Annotated in this window: 13 protein-coding genes; 5 read left to right on the top strand and 8 right to left on the bottom strand. The window is 65.4% G+C overall.

What is annotated here, in order from left to right; genetic code table 11:
- Positions 1 to 78 precede the first annotated feature (78 nt).
- The 3 genes from B6V74_RS09100 to B6V74_RS09090 all read left to right on the top strand — a co-directional run bounded on the left by B6V74_RS09100 (position 79) and on the right by B6V74_RS09090 (position 3466).
- Entirely contained in the window at positions 79 to 1824 is a 1746-nt protein-coding gene (locus B6V74_RS09100; protein WP_088720194.1) for an acetolactate synthase 3 large subunit, read from the top strand.
- 86 nt (positions 1825 to 1910) lie between these two features.
- Complete coding sequence (gene ilvN / locus B6V74_RS09095; RefSeq protein ID WP_075775634.1) at positions 1911 to 2471, top strand: acetolactate synthase small subunit; 561 nt, start codon at positions 1911 to 1913, stop codon at positions 2469 to 2471.
- Between the two features lie 11 nt (positions 2472 to 2482).
- Positions 2483 to 3466, top strand: coding sequence for a glycosyltransferase family 2 protein (locus B6V74_RS09090; protein ID WP_088722575.1), 984 nt, complete (start codon positions 2483 to 2485; stop codon positions 3464 to 3466).
- Here the strand turns inward: B6V74_RS09090 and B6V74_RS09085 are convergent.
- The 5 genes from B6V74_RS09085 to B6V74_RS09065 all read right to left on the bottom strand — a co-directional run bounded on the left by B6V74_RS09085 (position 3463) and on the right by B6V74_RS09065 (position 10396).
- Positions 3463 to 4863, bottom strand: coding sequence for an O-antigen ligase family protein (locus B6V74_RS09085; RefSeq protein WP_088722574.1), 1401 nt, complete (start codon positions 4861 to 4863; stop codon positions 3463 to 3465). The genes B6V74_RS09090 and B6V74_RS09085 overlap by 4 nt on opposite strands.
- On the bottom strand, positions 4863 to 7004 hold the full coding sequence (locus B6V74_RS09080; RefSeq protein ID WP_088722573.1) for a right-handed parallel beta-helix repeat-containing protein: 2142 nt from the start codon (positions 7002 to 7004) through the stop codon (positions 4863 to 4865). The genes B6V74_RS09085 and B6V74_RS09080 overlap by 1 nt, the downstream gene beginning before the upstream one ends.
- Positions 7005 to 7137: 133 nt before the next feature.
- Positions 7138 to 7998 carry a glycosyltransferase family 2 protein gene (locus B6V74_RS09075; protein WP_088722572.1) on the bottom strand — a complete coding sequence of 287 codons (861 nt, stop codon included), beginning with the start codon at positions 7996 to 7998 and terminating at the stop codon, positions 7138 to 7140.
- Positions 7998 to 9161, bottom strand: coding sequence for a polysaccharide pyruvyl transferase family protein (locus B6V74_RS09070; RefSeq protein ID WP_088722571.1), 1164 nt, complete (start codon positions 9159 to 9161; stop codon positions 7998 to 8000). The genes B6V74_RS09075 and B6V74_RS09070 overlap by 1 nt, the downstream gene beginning before the upstream one ends.
- Positions 9158 to 10396: a Coenzyme F420 hydrogenase/dehydrogenase, beta subunit C-terminal domain gene (locus tag B6V74_RS09065; RefSeq protein WP_088722570.1), complete on the bottom strand. Its 1239-nt coding sequence runs from the start codon at positions 10394 to 10396 to the stop codon at positions 9158 to 9160. The genes B6V74_RS09070 and B6V74_RS09065 overlap by 4 nt, the downstream gene beginning before the upstream one ends.
- Before the next feature lie 198 nt (positions 10397 to 10594).
- On the opposite strand from B6V74_RS09065, the gene B6V74_RS09060 reads away from it, so the two are divergent.
- Positions 10595 to 11986: an oligosaccharide flippase family protein gene (locus tag B6V74_RS09060; RefSeq protein ID WP_168184201.1), complete on the top strand. Its 1392-nt coding sequence runs from the start codon at positions 10595 to 10597 to the stop codon at positions 11984 to 11986.
- A gap of 74 nt (positions 11987 to 12060) precedes the next feature.
- The gene (locus B6V74_RS09055; protein ID WP_168184200.1) at positions 12061 to 13086 is read left to right on the top strand and encodes an SH3 domain-containing protein; all 1026 of its coding nucleotides are present in this window, start codon (positions 12061 to 12063) and stop codon (positions 13084 to 13086) included.
- 456 nt (positions 13087 to 13542) lie between these two features.
- Here the strand turns inward: B6V74_RS09055 and B6V74_RS09045 are convergent, their stop codons facing one another.
- From B6V74_RS09045 to B6V74_RS09035, 3 genes are all read right to left on the bottom strand, one after another.
- Positions 13543 to 13884 carry a zinc ribbon domain-containing protein YjdM gene (locus B6V74_RS09045; protein WP_075775641.1) on the bottom strand — a complete coding sequence of 114 codons (342 nt, stop codon included), beginning with the start codon at positions 13882 to 13884 and terminating at the stop codon, positions 13543 to 13545.
- Between the two features lie 94 nt (positions 13885 to 13978).
- Positions 13979 to 14593 (bottom strand): HD domain-containing protein, encoded by a 615-nt coding sequence (locus tag B6V74_RS09040; RefSeq protein WP_240497079.1) that lies wholly within the window; start codon positions 14591 to 14593, stop codon positions 13979 to 13981.
- 272 nt (positions 14594 to 14865) lie between these two features.
- A complete protein-coding gene (locus B6V74_RS09035) occupies positions 14866 to 15111 on the bottom strand; it encodes a hypothetical protein (protein ID WP_075775644.1) in 246 nt (81 codons plus the stop codon).
- Positions 15112 to 15173 lie beyond the last annotated feature (62 nt).

Genomic DNA, 15173 nt, shown 5'->3' with positions numbered 1-15173 from the left:
GGGCTTTTTATTGGACGATTGGACGCTTGAGAGGTAGCGGCGGGCGGCGTGGCCCTCGCGCAAGGATGGAGTGAGCATATGGCACGGCAGATGACCGGCGCGAAGATGGTGGTTCAGGCGCTGAAGGATCACGGAGTCGAGGTAATTTTCGGCTATCCGGGCGGCGCGGTCCTTCCGATCTATGACGAGATTTTCCAGCAAAACGACATCCGTCACATTCTCGTCCGCCACGAGCAGGCCGCGATCCACATGGCCGAAGGCTATGCGCGTTCGACCGGCAAGCCGGGCGTGGCGCTGGTGACCTCGGGCCCGGGCGCGACCAATGCGGTGACGGGTCTGACCGACGCGCTGATGGACTCGATCCCGCTGATCGTGCTGTCGGGTCAGGTGCCGACCTTCCTCGTGGGCACCGATGGTTTTCAGGAGGCCGACACGGTGGGCATCACCCGCCCCTGCACCAAACATAACTGGCTGGTGAAAGACCCCGCGAAACTCTCCGAGACGATCCATCAGGCTTTCCACGTGGCGACCTCGGGCCGCCCCGGCCCGGTGCTGATCGACATGCCCAAGGACGTGCAATTCGCGGTGGCCACTTACTGCGAGCCGAAAGCCGCGAAGGTCGACCATTACCAGCCGCAGGTGAAAGGCGATCTGGACGCGATCACCAAGCTGGTCGAGCTGATCGAAACCGCCGAGAAGCCGGTCTTCTATACCGGTGGTGGCGTGATCAATTCGGGCCCTGCCGCGAGCCAGCTGATGCGCGAACTGGTCGACGCGACCGGCTTCCCGATCACCTCGACGCTGATGGGTCTGGGCGCCTACCCTGCCTCGGGCAAGAACTGGCTCGGCATGCTCGGGATGCACGGCCTCTATGAAGCCAACCTCGCGATGCATGGCTGCGATCTGATGATCAACCTCGGCGCGCGCTTCGACGACCGGATCACCGGCCGCGTGGCGGACTTCTCGCCGAAATCGACCAAGGTGCATGTCGATATCGACGCCTCCTCGATCAATAAGATCATCGCCGTCGACCTGCCGATCCTCGGCGATATCGGCCATGTGCTCGAAGACGTGCTCAAGGTCTGGAAATCGCGCGGGCGCAAGGTGAACAAGCCCGCGATCGAGAAATGGTGGAAGAAGATCGACGAGTGGAAGAAGGTGAACTGCCTCGCCTACACCAACTCGGAAAAGACGATCAAACCGCAATATGCGCTGCAGCGTCTCGAAGAGCTGACCAAGGGCATGGATCGCTACATCACCACCGAGGTGGGTCAGCACCAGATGTGGGCCGCGCAGTTCCTCGGCTTCGAGGATCCGAACCGCTGGATGACCTCCGGGGGCTTGGGCACGATGGGCTACGGCTTCCCGGCGTCGATCGGCGTGCAGATCGCCCATCCCGAGAGCCTCGTGATCAACGTGGCGGGCGAGGCGAGCTGGCTGATGAACATGCAGGAGATGGGTACCGCGACCCAGTTCCGCGTGCCGGTGAAGCAGTTCATCCTCAATAACGAGCGTCTGGGCATGGTCCGCCAGTGGCAGGAGTTGCTGCATGGCGAGCGCTACTCGCATAGCTGGTCCGAAAGCCTGCCCGATTTCGTGAAGCTCGCCGAGAGCTTCGGCTGGAAGGGGATGCAGGTCTCCGACCCCGCCGATCTCGACGATGCGATCATGGAGATGATCAAGCATGACGGCCCGGTGCTATTCGACTGCCTCGTGGAGAAGCACGAGAACTGCTTCCCGATGATCCCGTCCGGCAAGCCGCATAACGAGATGCTGCTGGCGGCCGATGCCGATGTCTTCAAGGAAGGCGCTGCGCTGGTGTGAGCGACGCCGGGGGCTCTGCCCCCGGCCCCCCGGGATATTTGGACCAAGCCGAAGATCGGGTCCGAACTAGGAAAAGGAGAGAGGCAATGGCCGCTCTGAAAATCAAGAAAGGCTCCTCGAGCCATTCCGCTTACGACCTGCGCGACAGCCACGATCAGATTGAGCGCAGCCATACGCTCGCCGTGATCGTGGATAACGAGGCCGGGGTTCTGGCCCGTGTGATCGGGCTGTTCTCGGGCCGCGGCTACAACATCGACAGCCTGACCGTGGCCGAGGTGGACCATAAGGGCCATCGCAGCCGGATCACCGTCGTCACCCGCGGCACCGAGAACGTGATCGACCAGATCAAGGCACAGCTGGGCCGCATCGTGCCGGTTCACGAAGTGAAGGACCTGACCGTCGAGGGCTATCCGGTCGAGCGCGAACTGGCGCTGATCAAGGTTGCGGGGACCGGCGACAAGCGTATCGAAGCGCTGCGTCTGGCCGAGATCTTTCGCGCCAATGTGGTCGACTCGACGCTGGAGAGCTTTGTCTTCGAGATCACCGGCACGCCCGAGAAGATCGACGCTTTCGCCGATCTGATGCGCCCGCTGGGTCTGGCCGAAGTGGCCCGCACCGGGGTCGCGGCGCTGTCGCGCGGGGCCTGAGCCCGAGCGACATGGCCGAGCCGCATCCCGCCACCGATCCTGCTCTGGGTGTCGTCATCGTCACCTATCGGTCCTCGGACGTGATCGCGGCCTGCCTCGCCTCGCTGCGGGCGGCGACCGGCGTGGCGCTGCATGTGGTGGTAGTCGACAATGCCTCGCCCGATGACACGGTCGAGGTGATCCGCGCGGCTGTCCCCGATCTGATGGGGGCTGCGGAGGCGGGTCAGGAAGGCATTGCGCTGATCGAGGCGGGAGCCAATGGCGGGTTTGCTGCGGGCGTCAATCTTGGCCTCGCGCGGCTCGCGGCCAATCCCGCGCCCGACCGGTTCTGGCTGCTCAACCCCGATTGCGTGGTGCCGCCCGAGACGCCTGCCGCCCTCGTCTCGCATGATCCCGGACCGCGAGGCGCCGCGATGATCGCGCATCGGGTGGTCTATGGTGACGCGCCAGATACGATCCAGATTGACGGCGGAGTGATCGACCGGCGCACCGGGATCACCCATAACCTGAACCAGTTTGCCCCCGCGGACAGCCCTGCTCCGGACCCGGAGCACATCGACTTCGTCACCGGCGCGAGCCTAGTCGCCACCCGCGCCCATCTCGAGCGCGCGGGGCCTCTGACGGAAGATTATTTCCTCTATTACGAGGAGGTCGACTGGGCGCTGCGCCGGGGCAATCTGCCGATCTCCTATTGCGCAGGCGCAATCGTTCATCACGTCGCGGGCACGGCGATCGGCTCGCAGCGGATGGGCTCGGTCGCCTCGCCGTTCTCGCAATATTTCAAGCATCGCGCACGAGCGATGTTCCTGCGCCGCCATTTCCCCGCCGGTCTGATCGGCGGCGCGGCGTGGTCGCTTGCCAAAGCCGCGCAATTGCGGGCGCAGGGGCATGGAACGGAAGCCGCGGCCCTGTTGCGGGGTTTTTTCGGAATGGCACCGCCCGATCCGGTTCTGGCCGCGCTCAGCCCGGAGGCGCGGGCAAAGATCGGCCGTTAATCCCGCCGATGACTCTGTGCAAACCGCGTGTAGCTGGTGGCACGCGCCTCAGGCCGTGCCGTGTCCTCGGGGTCGTCGGCCCGCTCTTTCACCGCCTCGGTCAGCATCCACATGCCGGCGCCGAACAGAAAGAAGGTGAAGGCGTAGATCGATTCCCAGACATAGACGGTGCAGAGCGTGAAGGTCATCCCCGCGAAGGTGAACACCCAGGAGCGACGGAAATTCTGCATCCGCGTATCGCCGCTGAAATCCCGGAACATCACCTTGAACAGCCCCCAGACATAGCCGCTCGTGACCAGCAGGAAGCCGGGGATGCCATAGCGCACCGCCATCACCAGCCAGAAATTATCCATCGAGCCGGAATACATGTACCACGGTCGCACCCAGTCGTTCAGGCCGATCCCGAAGACCGGGTTGGCCCAGACATTCTTCAGCCCCCACTCGAAGATGATCGTGCGCCAATAGGCGGTATGGGCCGAGAAGGTCGCGTAGCTGAGAAACACCATGATCGGCGAGCGGTTCGACAGCAGGTCAACCGTGACATAGGCGAAAGCGAAGAGCCCCGTCAGCAGCCACCAGCGCCATTCGATCCGCACGAAGGTGATATACCAGCCGATCAGCCCCAGTTGCAGCAGCAGCGACAGAAGCGCGCCCGAAGACAGCGCGAGAAAGCCATTGAGCAGGATCATCCCGCTCGCCACCACCCGCCACCCGAGCGATTTGATCCCGTCGAAGGCCACGAAGGCGAAGGCGAAGACGACCGAGCAATAGAGCCCGAAATGGATCGGATGCGCGAAGGGGCCCTGCACACGCTCCAGCCCCAAGCGCGGCTCCTGAAAGTTGTAGGTGATCGTGCTCATTCCCGGCAGCTTGTCGATCAGCGTCGGGATCAGGGTCGTGCCGGTCTTGGTCTCGTAAAGCGAAAATGGCGTCAGGATCAGCACCGACCAGATCAGCACCTTGCCCAGCGCCGCGAAATCCTCGCGCGAGCGGATATAGGCGCGCCCGATCAGGTAGCCTCCCAGCACCTCGAGCCCCACCGAGCCCGCTTGCTGAATGACGCGATCCGGGTTGTTGACCGCGAGCGCGACCGACAGCCACAGCGCATGGAACAGGAACAGCCAGTCCACCGGCAATATCCGCCCCGCGCGCCCGCTGAAGACCCGCGCGAAGGCGGGCAGGATGAAGAACATCAGCACGAGACGGCTTCCGGTGATCGCAAGCGGGCCGAGGTTGAACTTGAAGGGCAGCAGGATCGACAGCACGAACAACAGCACCGGCCACGGCAGTTTCGCGGTCGCGAGCGCGGCGGTCTCGGCAATGCGGTTTCGCCCACCCGCACGGCGTGTCGGGCGCGCATGCTCCGGCATGGTGCCACCGATCGCCCCGGCGCGCATCAGCGCATCGCCCCGCTCACCGCCGGGCGGCTCGCGATCAGATCAAGGGCTTCAAGCTCGCCGTGGAAGCTGCCCTTGCCGAAGGGATTGCCCAGCGCAAGGCCCCAATATTCCATCGGCTTGAGCCGCCCCGAGACGGTGCCTTTGCCGATCACCTCCTCGCCCGCCAGCACCTCGAAAAGACTATCCTCCGAGGCGTAGCGGAAGGTGATGTCGTGCCATTTTCCGTCATAGATCGGCACGCGTTTGGTGCGGAGGAACAGCCGCTGCCCACTCTCGGGCCAGAACTCGACCTCGAAGGTACCGCGCCCGGTAACCCGCACGATCAGCGATTGATGCAGGCGCAACAGTTCTCCCGCGGATTTGTAATCGCCCATCGCTCGCAGGCTCATATGCAGCGAGAAGCGATCTGCTCCGAAGAGAGGGGCGACCATCTCGCGCGGGATCACCACTGCGCCCCCGCCGAGCCCGAATTCCAATGCGCCGGGGCTGAGCGGGATCGAGTCGAGCACTTTCGGCTGCGACCCGGCATGCGAGATCACCCGGCCCAGTTGCGGATCGTAGCTGAGGATACGGTCGCCGCGGACCATGACGTAGCCGGTGCTCTGCGCGCTCCGCCCATCGGGCAGCGTGAGCGAGAGGGTCGCTTTGTGCCGACCCGGCATTCGGAAGCCCACCGGCACCTGCACACCATCGAGACTGGTCTGCCCGTCGATCTGCCATTCATAGGCGACCTCGGCGGGGTCCACGCCTTCGGGAAGCACACTCGCGCGCGCATCGAATTGCAGCGTCGTGCCGCCTCCCTCGCCGCGGGCAAACCGCATGACCGGCTGGAACGCATCCGGACCGCCGAGGATATCCAGCATCGGCGCACCGATCCCGCTCCCGGCCAATGGACCACTCGGCAGATAGGCGTAATTCGCGATCTCACGCGGCGCACCGGTGCGCGCGGCGACGAAAATATCGTCGTAATAGCCCGCGCGCTGCGGCGTGATGTCCTGGATCAGCAGGTTGTCCCGTACCCTCCAGTCGGGCTGCCCCGCGGGCCCTGCGATCTCGCTCACCGCATTGCGGGCGATCTCGACGGCGCGGGCGTCGCGCGCCACGCGGATCTGCGGGATCCAGAGAACCGGATCGCGTTTCTCGCCCTCGGAATAGACATCATGGATGAGCGTGTTGTTGGCGATCTTCACGCCGTCCGCCTCCCCCAAAGTGATCCCGTGCAGGTGGGCGTTGATGATGACGTTCCCGCTGATCTCGACGTTGCGGTAGAACATCTCCGCCCCGGCCTTGCCGCGATCGACCAGCTCGTTGCGCATCAGGATCGACTGGGTGAAGCCGCCCTCCCCGGAATTGAGCAGATTGCCCCGGATCGCGATGTCGCGGCTGGGGCGTTCGGTGCCTGCGGTCCAGAACTGGATCATGTCGGCATGATCGCCGGACGCGACCGCGCGACGGAAATCGTGAATGTGGTTGCCCGCGATCTCGGCGCGCTCGATCTGGGCGAAGTTTAGCCCGTCCATCCGCATGTCGTGGATATCGTTGCCGACCAGATTCAGATCGGTGCAATCGGTGAAGATCGCGCCGCGATAGAAGCGTCGGAACTCGGAGCTCTCGACCCTGATCCCGGTCGAGGCGCGCACGGCGAGGCCGAAAGCAGTCGGCAGCGGGCCCTGTTCGATCAACTCGGGATCGGGCGGCGCGAGGTCACCGTCGAACACTACATTGCGGATTGTCAGATCGCGCGTGGTAAAGACCTGAAACGGGCGCGTGTTGGACCGGTCTCCCTCTGCGTAACGATAGTCGAAAATCACCGCCTCGATCACGACATGACTGACCTCCTGCAGGTCCATTCGCGCGATCACCGCCGGGTTGCCCGGATCGGCAGAGCGAAAGGTGATCGGCGCATCCTCGCGCCCCGCCATACCCCGCAGCTCGAGAGCGTCATAGTCGCCCGGCGCGATCAGGACCGTATCGCCCGGCTCCAGCTTCGCCCCGATCCGCGCGAGTGCTTCCGTATCCGAGACCTGCCAGTCGCGCGCCATTGCGGGCCATGCGCCGAGCATGACAAATCCGACGGCCAAAAGCCCACGCCATCCGACGCGGGCCGCATGCCTCGTGGTGAATGCGATCTGCTCCATCGCTGCCTGCCTGTCCCGGGCCGCTTCTTGCGGCTCTGATGTCTTGACGTCACGCTAGCGTGAGGGCGATCAAGGCAGCAAGTGCTTTAACCCAGATTTAACTTTTCACGTCGCCTTTGTGGCCTTCGCGCCGCTAAAGCCGCCCGAAAATCACCTGCCGCAGCATCCAGCCCATCCGCGCGAGCCGCAGCCTTGCGAGCGTCCCCACCGCGCGGCGACGCTCGGTCGCACCGTTCAGCTCGGGATGGCGCAGGACCTTCGGCAGATGGGCGAGTATCGACACCGGCATCAACAGCGCCTTCGCGCCCCAACGCAGCCGCGCGGGCAGGCTCGCGCCATTCACACCGAAGCCTTCCTCGGTCAGGCGCCGCCATTTGCGCGACAGCGCCGCCCAATCCTGCCGCGACGGATGGCCCACGCGCAGCCTTTCTGCATAAACCAGAGAATACCCCTTCGCGGTCGCCCGACGGCACCAGTCCAGATCTTCCGACAGCCCGGCGATGAAGGGGCCGGTGGCCTCATAAACATCGCGCCGGGTCAGCAGGTTGCCGGTGCCGGAGAAGCCTTTCTCCTCGATATAGCGGCGGAAATCGAATGCGAAGACGGTCTCGAACGCCTCCGCGCCGGAACGCGGCGGCGGAGTCTCTTCGAAGACGAAGACATGCCCGCCGACCAGATCGCCCTGCCCGGCCACGGCGAAAGCGGTCGCGATCCAGTTCGGGTCGGCCACGCAATCGCTGTCGATGAAGAACAGCCGCTCCGCCGTCGTCTCCGCCACGCCGCGATTGCGGGCCTCTGCCGCGCCCTTCTTGGTCTCGGTGACGATCCGAAGGTCGGGATAGGCCGCGCGGACGGGGCCAAGATCATCGGTCGAGCCATTGTCGACCACCAGCAGCTCGCAACGCGCATCCAGCTGCGGCGAAAGCGTTTCCAGGCAGCGCATCAGCCGCGAGACGTCATTGTAATGCGGGATGATGATCGCGGCCTCGGCCATCACAGCGCCTTCATCAGGTTTAACAGCGCCGCGTCATAGACGGCGAGCCGGTCGATCCCCCGCGCCAGCGCCGATTGCGCCTCTGCGGCCAGCGTCTCGCGATTGGCGAACCCTCGCTCCAGCGCCGCCATCACCGTATCCGCAGCCGCCGTGGTCGCATCGACCGTGTGATCGTAGCCAAGCGCGCCGAAAAGCCCCGCGAACTTTCGGCTATAGGCAAGCGGCACCACCGCGACACCCGCCGAAAATGCCGCGATACAGGCATGCATCCGCGCCCCGGTGAAGAAATCGAGCCCGGCGATATAGCTCTTGGCCCCGGAGGGGCTTGCGAAGGCAGGCGCGCAGATCACGTCATGCTCGGCCGCCAGCGTCTCACAGGCGCGCAGGTCATCCTCGATCACCATCGGGCCTTCGGGCACGATCACATGCGGGACCAGATGGACCTCCGCTCCCTGCCCCTTGAACCAGTCGATCGCGCGCGCGATCAGCGCGGGATAATCCAGCGCCATCCCGAAATCATTGCTCCCGTGATAGCCCCCCGCCATCAACAGCCCCGAGACATTGAGACCGACGCGCACCGGCCCACCATCACGCGGCGCGGGCGGATCAAAAGGCAGCCGCAGCGCCAGATCGGAGGCCAGAACTGGAGCGCCGCGATAGCCCAGATCGTCCAGCGCCGCGCGCGAGCGTTCGTCGCGCACCGCCACCAAAGCCGAACGGTTGAGGCTCATCCGCGCCAGCCGCTTCGACCAGCCCTTGGTGAACGGCCCCACGGTCTGCGGCGCGACCACCAAAGGCGTGCCCGCGAGATGGGCGGCGAACTTCATCCAGAACATCTTCACCAGCCGCGAGGTGCCGTAGATGTCCGCGAAACTGTCGCCGCCGCCAATGTCGATCACCAGATCGGCGCCCTTAACTTCGGCCCACAACCCTTTGGGAGATTTCAGAAACGCGCCATCCACCTCGATCAGCCGCAGGTCTTCGCCCGCGACATAGGGCGCGCGCCGGTCCTTCCAGTCGAGCACGGTAATCGCGATCTCGCGCCCCGCTTTCGTGGCCAGATCGCGCAGCAGGGCGATCTCCGACACGGTCAGCGCGCCGACGCCAAGATTGTCCGAGCGCGTCGAGTGGAAGATCAGGCAGACGCGCAGCGTGCGGTTCATATCCGTCCTCGCCAGACGCGGCGCATCGTGCCTGCGAAGTTGCGCAGGTTCCGCGTCACCGGGTTCTGCAACGCGCAGGCGCGCAGGTTCATCCCCTCGTAGCGCGGGATCGGGCGTGCCATCAGCTTGAGCGCCGCGAGACGCGCGAAAAGGGCGCGGCGGCGTTCGCGCTGACCGGGTTGGATCGCGGCGAGTTCCGCCACATCGAACGGCGCGGTCTCGACCGCCTCTGCCGCCTCGGCCTCCCTCAGAATGTCCGCGCCGAGCCGCGTGCGCGCCACGATCAGGCTGCGCCCCGGCGCCTCTTCGAACAGCGGATAGCCTTCGTCATCGGCTTCCCACGCATCGGCGCAGACCAGATCGGCGGCAACCCCGGTGCCATCGGCGCAAATCTTGCAGCGATGCTGGACATGGCGCGAGAGCACCCCGCCCCAGGCCGCGTGATAGCTCGTCTCGCGGGTGGCGCCATCATGTAGCGTGGCCACCGTCTTGCCCGGCCAGCCATTGCCGCGATAGCGCAGGCCTGTCAGTCGATCCTCGGGCGCGCCCATTTCCGCCAGCAACTCCCGCGCGCCCTCCGCGCTGGGAACGCCCGCGCAGAAGAAGGACAGGATCACCGGGAAAGTCCGCGCGAGTTTCGGATCGCGCGCCACAAGCGCCCGCAGTGCCACCGCATCGCAAGGCTTCCCGATCACCGCGAAGCGTCGCCCATCCGCGATCAGCGACGACAGATCGGCCAGTGGGGCCGAGGGCGCATAGCGCGAGCCCGCCGCCCCCAGAACTTCCTCGCGCGTGGTACTCAGCCGCATTCGATTGCCGATCGGGTTCTCGGGATCGGGCTCGATCTGCGCAATGGCATCGACGCGCCCCGATTGCAGCAGATGCAGCGCCAGCGCCGAGAGCGCCCCGCCCGAAGCCCCCGCATGGCGCAGATCCGCGTCGGTGGCATGGCCGCTCTTCATCTCCATGAACCGCCCCCAGAGCGGCTCCTCTCCGGGCGCGACGCGCTGAGCGCTCTGGCCCAAGCCCGGGCAGCAGGCGGCAATCGCGGTCTCCGCACGCGCGCTGATCTCGGCGCTTTGCACCGGGCGCAGAAAGCCGCGCGCGTCGAGCTCCATCGCGATCTCGTCAGGCGCGACCCCGGCGCACAGCCCGCAGCCTGCACAGAGATCGCCCGCAGCGACTTGCGAGAGCGCATCGCTCGAAGGCGTCGAAATGGGGCTGTGATGGTTCATGCTCGGCCGCTCTGCTTTTTCACGAAGTTGAACAGCAAAGCCGGGAATCTGGCAAGGCGGAACACCGCCGGAGACCTCGGTTGACGTGGCCGTCAGGCCACAGCCGTAATGCCGCGCTTGACCAAGCGGTACCCGGGGCGGGATTATGGGCGCAAAACATGCGCGGGCGGCCAAACCCCGCGCCATATCGGACAGTACATGCTTCGCACCGCGATCTTCATCCTCAGCGGGAACGCCGCCACCTCGGCACTGATGCTCGCGCGCAACCTCGCAATCGCGCGGCTGATCCCGGTCGCCGATTACGGCGTGGCCGCGACCTTCGCGATGGTGATGGCGGTGATCGAGATGGGCTCGACGCTGGGGCTGCAGCAGCAGATCGTGCAGTCCAAGCGCGGCGACGACCCCGCGTTTCAGGCCGCACTGCAAGGTTTTCAACTGCTGCGCGGCGTGATCGCGGCGGCGGCGCTGTTCGTGCTGGCGGGGCCGATCGCCGACTTCCTCGCGATCCCGGAGGCCGCATCTGCCTATCGCTGGCTCGCGCTGGTACCGCTCCTGACGGCGGCGCAGCATTTCGACATCCACCGCGCCCAGCGCAGGGACCACTATCGCCCGATGCTGCTGACAGGCGCCCTGCCCGCACTGGCCGCGCTGATCGCAATCTGGCCGCTCTCGCGTCTCTTCGACGACTGGCAGGTGGCGCTTTGGGCGATCCTGCTGCACGCAGCCCTCGGGGTTCTGGTCTCGCACCTGATGGCCGAGCGCCGCTACCGCCTGCGCCTCGACCGCGCCGAGATGCGCGCGAACCTGCGTTTCGGCGCGCCGCTTCTGGCCAATGCGGCCCTGATGTATCTCGTCTTTCAGGGCGACAAGATCATCGTCGGGCGACTGGCAGGAATGGAGGCGCTGGCGGTCTTCGCGATGGGCATGACACTGACGCTGACGCCCACGCTGATTGGCGCGAAGTCGGTGCAGAACCTCTTTTTACCGAAACTCTCGGTCGCACATGGCCGTGCGGACGCCTCCGCGCATCGCCAGCTTGCCGGGGCGACATTCGAGGGGATGTTCCTCACCGGATCGACCCTCCTGCTGGGCACGGTCCTGATCGGACCGTTCGTCGTCACCGCCCTTCTGGGGACGAAATATGCAAGCCTCCTGCCGCTCCTGATCCCCTTCGCGCTTATGAACGCGCTCCGCGCGATCAAGAACGGGCCGAGCACGGTCGCGCTCTCGGCGGGGCAGACCGATAACGGCTTTTGGGGGAACCTGCCCCGGATCGCGGTTCTCCCGGTGAGCTATTGGGCGCTTGCCCAGACCGGCTCGGTCGTGCCGGTGATCTGGCTCGGGGTCACGGGCGAGGCGATCGGTCTCGGCGTGGCGCTCTGGCGGCTGTCGCGGGTTATGGCGCTGCCACAGGTTGGCCGCGCTGCGCTGACGACCGCACTCGTGCTGGTCGCGATCCCGCTGATTACACTTGCCGCGCCCGGCACGCTGCTGATCTGGCCGATCGCGCTGCTCCTGATCGCGGCGCAACTTGTCGCCCTGCCCCATCTGCGGGCCTATTTCGGACACCCGCAGATCGGCACTGCCTGACGCCGCGCCTCTGTACGATTTTCGTGCTACACTCTCCGATGACGCGCGCCATAAACCAAAGAGGGAGGATCGGTATGAACCGGTTTCTGGGTTATGTCTTCGTCGCGGCGCTCTCACTCGCAACGCCTGCCCTCGCGGAGGAGATGCGCGAGGTTCCGGTGTATTTCTCAGCCGGAGCGGATAACGCGGTTCTGAGCGATCGCATCAAGGGCTATGACAGCGTGATCTACACGATCGGCGCCGAGGCCGGTCAGACGATCGATATCAAGCTGTCCACGAAACACACCGCCACGTATTTCAACCTCTACGGCCCTGGGAGCGGGCCCGGCGATCAGGCGATCATGAACAGCCAGTTCACGCCCGAGCTGAACCACTACACCGGCACGCTGCCGAGTTCGGGGACATACAAGATCTCGGTCTACATGATGCGCTCGGCGGCGCGGCGCGACGAGATCGCGAATTTCGACATCCGGATCGGGATCACCGGCGAGACCGGCGCGATCGTGCAGGGCGATTATGCCGACGGGCTGCAGGGCGGGCCGGATTTCTGGCAGGTCCAGACCGGCGATATCAACGATCCGCTGAACCTGCGCGCGAGGCCCTCGACCGGGGCTACGATCCTCGGCCGGTTCCCCGAGGGGGCGATCCTGCGCAACATGGGCTGCCGAATGGCCGAGGGTCAGCGCTGGTGCCAGGTCGCGGCCACCGAAGGCTCTCTGACCGGCTGGGTCGCAGGACGCTACCTGCGAGAAGGCTCTGCCCCGCCACCGCGCGTGGCCGAACCCGAGACCCGCGATCAGCAGGTCCAGTTCGCCCCCGGCACGAGCGGCGCGGTGCTGAGATCAACCCTCGACCCCGGCGCTGCGGTCAACTACCGGCTCGGCGCGCGGGCCGAGCAGTTCCTGACGGCACAGCTCCAGACAGGCTCGCCTGCGGTGCATTTCAACATCTTCACCCCGGACGGCCAGCTTCTCTACGAGAGCCGCGGCGGTAGGCGCGACTATCGCGGACAGCTCTGGCTCAACGGCGAAAACCGGATCACGGTGTACAATATCGGCGACGCCCCTGCCCCCTTCACGATGATCGTCGGGATCGAGTGAGCGCGGGCGCGAACCCGGGAGGACAATCCAATGAACAAGAGGACGACACTCACACGCAGGGCCGCCACCGCGGCCCTGGCGGGCGTGACCCTGAGCGCGCTCGCAGCCTGCGTTCCAGAGCCACCCGACGGACGGCCAAGCCCGCTCGACGGGCACTGGGTCGGTAGGTACACCCCTCAGAGCATGCGTGTGATGGATCGGCCCTGCACGCCGGGCTACGGCGGGATATTCATCCGGGACGGCCGGGTTTCGGGCCAGGCCACCAACACCTACGGAGCTTCCTACAGGGTAACCGGGCAAGTCGTCGGAGCCGACCGGATCGTCGGGAATTTCTACTTCCGAACGCGCTCTGTCGGCTCACTCAAGGGGCACCTCGTCAAAGGGCACCTCGTGGGGGATTATCAAAACGTCGACGGGTGCAGCGGCACCTGGGTCGCGACGCGACAATGAGGAGGCTTACTCGGAAACTTTTTTCACGAATTGGGACTTCAGCCCCATCTGGCCGATGCCGGGCACCTTGCAGTCGATATCGTGATCGCCGTCGACGAGACGGATGCCGCGCACCTTGGTGCCGACCTTCACCACCGAGGAGGAGCCCTTCACCTTGAGGTCCTTGATCACGGTCACCGTGTCGCCGTCGTTCAGCACGTTGCCCACCGCGTCGCGCACCTCCGCGGGCGCATCCGCGTCACCCGAGGCCGACCATTCATGGCCGCATTCGGGACAGATCAGCAGGGCGTCCATCTCGTAGGTGAAGGACGAGTTGCATTCGGGGCACGGGGGCAAGGTATCGCTCATGGGTCATGCCCTTAGTCTCGCGCGCCTGTTATCGCCAGAAAAATCTTTCTCCTGCGAGAAAAAGCGGGAAGCGGTCTGTGCGGCTCCGGCCCGCTCAGGCTGGATCGGGCAAGCCGTGAACCTCGCCAGCGCGCAGGACCTCTGGCGCATAGGCCTTGCGGGAAAACACCTCGCGGACGTCCCCGACGAAGCTCTCCAGCGGGTCCATCGGATAGGCCGGATCGAAACTCGACTGATCCCAGCGCTCGCAGAATTGCTCGCAGCTGCGATAACAGGGGTGGTCCTTGAATTTCTGGCGCTCCTCCGGGTCCCAACCGTAGTGATGGCCGTAATAGGCGATCTGGAAAATGCCGTGATGTTCGACCACCCACGAGACCTCCTCGCGGACATAGGGCCGCAGAATTTCCGCCGCCATCCGGTCGTGGTTCTGGGGCGCGAGCCGGTCGCCGATGTCGTGCAGCAGTGCCGCCACGATCCAGTCAAGATCCGCCCCGTCCCGCCGCGCCCGGGTCGCCGCCTGCAGCCCGTGTTCGAGCCGCGTGATCTGGTAGCCCGACAGCGTCTCCTCCGCCTGCGCGGCGAGTTCGCGCAACAACCGATCCGCCGTTCCTGCAAGGAAAGGCTTCTCCAGCTCTTCGAGCAGTTCGTAATCTTCGCGGGTGCCGTCTTTCATCTGGATGAAGGAGACTGTCGGTCCGGATGCGGTCATCTGCGGTCCTTCCGGTTGCGGGTTTCATTCCTTGGCCGCCTCGGGCCACACCGGACATCGTGACGCGGGATGGCGAAAATGGCCAGAGCGCGGCCGCACCTTCCAGTTTCACCCCGAACGGAAAGAGGCCCTCTCCGGGGGGCGGAGAGGGCCAGTTTCGCCGATCAGGCTCATTAGTTTACCGCCCGAGCTGTTTTTAGTCTCGCCTGGGCCTTCTCGGCGTCTGGGACGAGCGCACCCGCCCCGGATCTCGTTGTTGCGCACGGCGGCGCTCAGTGCAGCGCCATCTCGCGCGCGGTCATCAGGGTGACGGTGGTCGCACCGCCGCCCATCCGGATATCGGTCACGTCGAGCGCGTGGTGATCGAGGTCGCCGCCGAGGCAGGCGATCTCGGTGCCCGTGAAAGTCGCGTCGATCAGCGAGGTCAGCCCCTCGCCCACCAGCTCGGCCTCGATGCCACCGGGGATGCGGCGCGTCGTTTTGGGGGTCACCCGCTTATTGCCGACGATCAAGTCCAATTTCCGCTCCTTGCCGCCTTTGGCGGTCGTTTCTGTCCCTCGGGCCGCGCCCGTCTTCCCTC

Origin of the sequence: Thioclava sp. F42-5, assembly GCF_002213195.1 — a bacterium.
Taxonomy (GTDB): domain Bacteria; phylum Pseudomonadota; class Alphaproteobacteria; order Rhodobacterales; family Rhodobacteraceae; genus Thioclava; species Thioclava nitratireducens.
This window is presented reverse-complemented; position numbering and strand designations above follow the sequence as displayed.

Excerpts from the sequence above, each read along its gene's own strand:
- B6V74_RS09100 (WP_088720194.1), top strand. The coding sequence starts at position 79 with ATGGCACGGCAGATGACCGGCGCGAAGATGGTGGTTCAGGCGCTGAAG.
- ilvN (WP_075775634.1), top strand. The coding sequence starts at position 1,911 with ATGGCCGCTCTGAAAATCAAGAAAGGCTCCTCGAGCCATTCCGCTTAC.
- B6V74_RS09090 (WP_088722575.1), top strand. The coding sequence starts at position 2,483 with ATGGCCGAGCCGCATCCCGCCACCGATCCTGCTCTGGGTGTCGTCATC.
- B6V74_RS09085 (WP_088722574.1), bottom strand. The coding sequence starts at position 4,863 with ATGCGCGCCGGGGCGATCGGTGGCACCATGCCGGAGCATGCGCGCCCG.
- B6V74_RS09080 (WP_088722573.1), bottom strand. The coding sequence starts at position 7,004 with ATGGAGCAGATCGCATTCACCACGAGGCATGCGGCCCGCGTCGGATGG.
- B6V74_RS09075 (WP_088722572.1), bottom strand. The coding sequence starts at position 7,998 with ATGGCCGAGGCCGCGATCATCATCCCGCATTACAATGACGTCTCGCGG.
- B6V74_RS09070 (WP_088722571.1), bottom strand. The coding sequence starts at position 9,161 with ATGAACCGCACGCTGCGCGTCTGCCTGATCTTCCACTCGACGCGCTCG.
- B6V74_RS09065 (WP_088722570.1), bottom strand. The coding sequence starts at position 10,396 with ATGAACCATCACAGCCCCATTTCGACGCCTTCGAGCGATGCGCTCTCG.
- B6V74_RS09060 (WP_168184201.1), top strand. The coding sequence starts at position 10,595 with ATGCTTCGCACCGCGATCTTCATCCTCAGCGGGAACGCCGCCACCTCG.
- B6V74_RS09055 (WP_168184200.1), top strand. The coding sequence starts at position 12,061 with ATGAACCGGTTTCTGGGTTATGTCTTCGTCGCGGCGCTCTCACTCGCA.
- B6V74_RS09045 (WP_075775641.1), bottom strand. The coding sequence starts at position 13,884 with ATGAGCGATACCTTGCCCCCGTGCCCCGAATGCAACTCGTCCTTCACC.
- B6V74_RS09040 (WP_240497079.1), bottom strand. The coding sequence starts at position 14,593 with ATGACCGCATCCGGACCGACAGTCTCCTTCATCCAGATGAAAGACGGC.